The organism is Microbacterium umsixpiens (assembly GCF_053543675.1).
Map to the genome: position 1 here is coordinate 14839 of NZ_JBLVOH010000254.1, position 1840 is coordinate 16678.

Annotated in this window: 4 protein-coding genes; all 4 read left to right on the forward strand. The window is 69.7% G+C overall.

Going from position 1 to position 1840, the window contains the following annotated elements; all coding sequences use genetic code 11:
• Positions 1–143 precede the first annotated feature (143 nt).
• Complete coding sequence (locus ACNPM4_RS20830; RefSeq protein ID WP_448987034.1) at positions 144–812, forward strand: DUF4190 domain-containing protein; 669 nt, start codon at positions 144–146, stop codon at positions 810–812.
• 51 nt (positions 813–863) lie between these two features.
• Positions 864–1211 (forward strand): DUF3099 domain-containing protein, encoded by a 348-nt coding sequence (locus ACNPM4_RS20835; protein ID WP_448987035.1) that lies wholly within the window; start codon positions 864–866, stop codon positions 1209–1211.
• A complete protein-coding gene (locus ACNPM4_RS20840) occupies positions 1208–1402 on the forward strand; it encodes a hypothetical protein (protein ID WP_029261770.1) in 195 nt (64 codons plus the stop codon). The genes ACNPM4_RS20835 and ACNPM4_RS20840 overlap by 4 nt, the downstream gene beginning before the upstream one ends.
• Positions 1399–1840 (forward strand): SURF1 family protein (locus ACNPM4_RS20845; protein ID WP_448987036.1); only part of this gene is annotated, 442 nt, incomplete at its 3' end. The genes ACNPM4_RS20840 and ACNPM4_RS20845, both read left to right, overlap by 4 nt.

Genomic DNA, 1840 nt, shown 5'->3' on the forward strand with positions numbered 1-1840 from the left:
CCGGTCGGCCCGCGGTCCCGGGCCGTCATCGATCCTATCGACCATGCCGCTGCCGGCTGCGCCCGCGTGCCGGGTCGGCTGCATCCTGGTGTTTGACAGACGGGGACGCTGCTGGAACCCTGATCGAGACGAAAGGCTTCATCGTGAGCGATAACCGCATCCCCTCTCCCGGTGGCGAGCCGCCGTTGACACCGCCTCCTCCGCCCGTCGCCCCCACGGCCACGCCGGCGCTTCCCGCCGAGCCGGTACGGCCCGGTCCGCAGCCGACGCAGAGCCACCCGGGAGCCGCGCCGACCTATGCGCCTCCGGCATACCCGGCCTACGGCGCGCAGCCGGCCGCGGCACCGCAGCCGGGATACGCTCCACCGCCCGCACCGCCCGGTTATGCCTCCCCTGCCGACTATGCCGCGCCCGCCTCTCAGCCCGGCTACGCCACACCTCCGGTACAGCCCGGCTACGCCCCGCCTGCCTCTCAATCCGGTTACGGCGCCTACCCGAGCGCGGGGTATCCCGCCGCCGCGTCTCGCCCCACCAGTCCGCTGGCTGTCACCTCACTCATCTGCGGCATCGCCGGGCTCGTCCTGATCTGGGCCATCATCCCGGTGCTGGCTTCGATCGCGGCCGTCATCACGGGGCACATGGCGCTCGGACAGATCAAGCGCCAACCCGGAGTCGGCGGGCGTGGGCTCGCCATCGCCGGTCTCATCCTCGGCTACGCGGTGGTCGCGATCGGTGCGTTCACGATCGTCAGCACCATCATCAGCTTCCTGTTCGTCGGGGTGTTCACCCTGCCGTTCCTGTTCTCGAGCTGAGTCGCCGAACGGCACGCCGGGAGGGCTGCACCGGCGTAGGCTTGAGACATCGTGAAGAACGCGCGTCAAGTCCCGGCCGTCACCTCACTGCCGCAGTCTCCGCGGGATGAGGCTGATCATCGTGTGCGCCGTTATGCCTTGACGATGACCATCCGCATCGTGTGCTTCGGGCTCATGGTGCTCGTGCAGCCGTACGGCTGGTACACGTGGCTCTTCGGGATCGCGGCCGCCGTGCTGCCCTACATCGCGGTCGTCTTCGCGAACGCCGGAAGCGACAGCACTGAGGCCACAGCCGAGTCTCCGGTGCGCGAGCTCGACGCCCCTCGACCTGCTCCGATCGAGACCGAAGCTCCGGCCCCGCAGGTGTTCACGATCCACGAAGGCCCGAAAGACCGATGACTGACCTCGAGTGCTCTCGCGCCGGCTGCCGGAGCGCGGCGACCAGACAAGTGGTGTGGCGCAATCCCCGCATCCATGCCGCCGATCGCGAGAAGGTGTGGCTGGCGTGTGACGAGCACGTGGACTTCCTCCGCGACTACCTGGCCGCACGGGACTTCCCGGTGACCGTCCGCGACGGTGTTCCCGCATGAGTCGCCGTCTGACCAGGTGGGCGGTGTACGTGCTCATCGCGATCGGCTTCGCCATCGCGTGCGTCTTCCTGTCGAACTGGCAGTTCGAGCGCAGCGAGACTCGTGCCGCCCAGATCGAACTCGTCGAGCAGAACTACGACGCGGATCCCGTGCCCCTGGCCGACGTCATCGGCGCTGACGGTGCCCTCGACCCCTCAGACGAGTGGCGCCCGGTGACGCTGCAGGGCGAGTACCTGGCCGACCAGCAGCTGCTCGTGCGCAACCGACCGCACGGCGGTACGAGCGCCTTCGAGGTGCTGGTGCCGTTCCGCGACGCTGATGGTCGCGTGTTCATCGTCGATCGCGGCTGGGTGGCGCCGGGCGAGGGTGCGGAGCCCGACTCTGTGCCGTCCCCGCCGGAGGGCGAGGCCGAGGTCACGGTGCGCCTGCGGCCCGGGG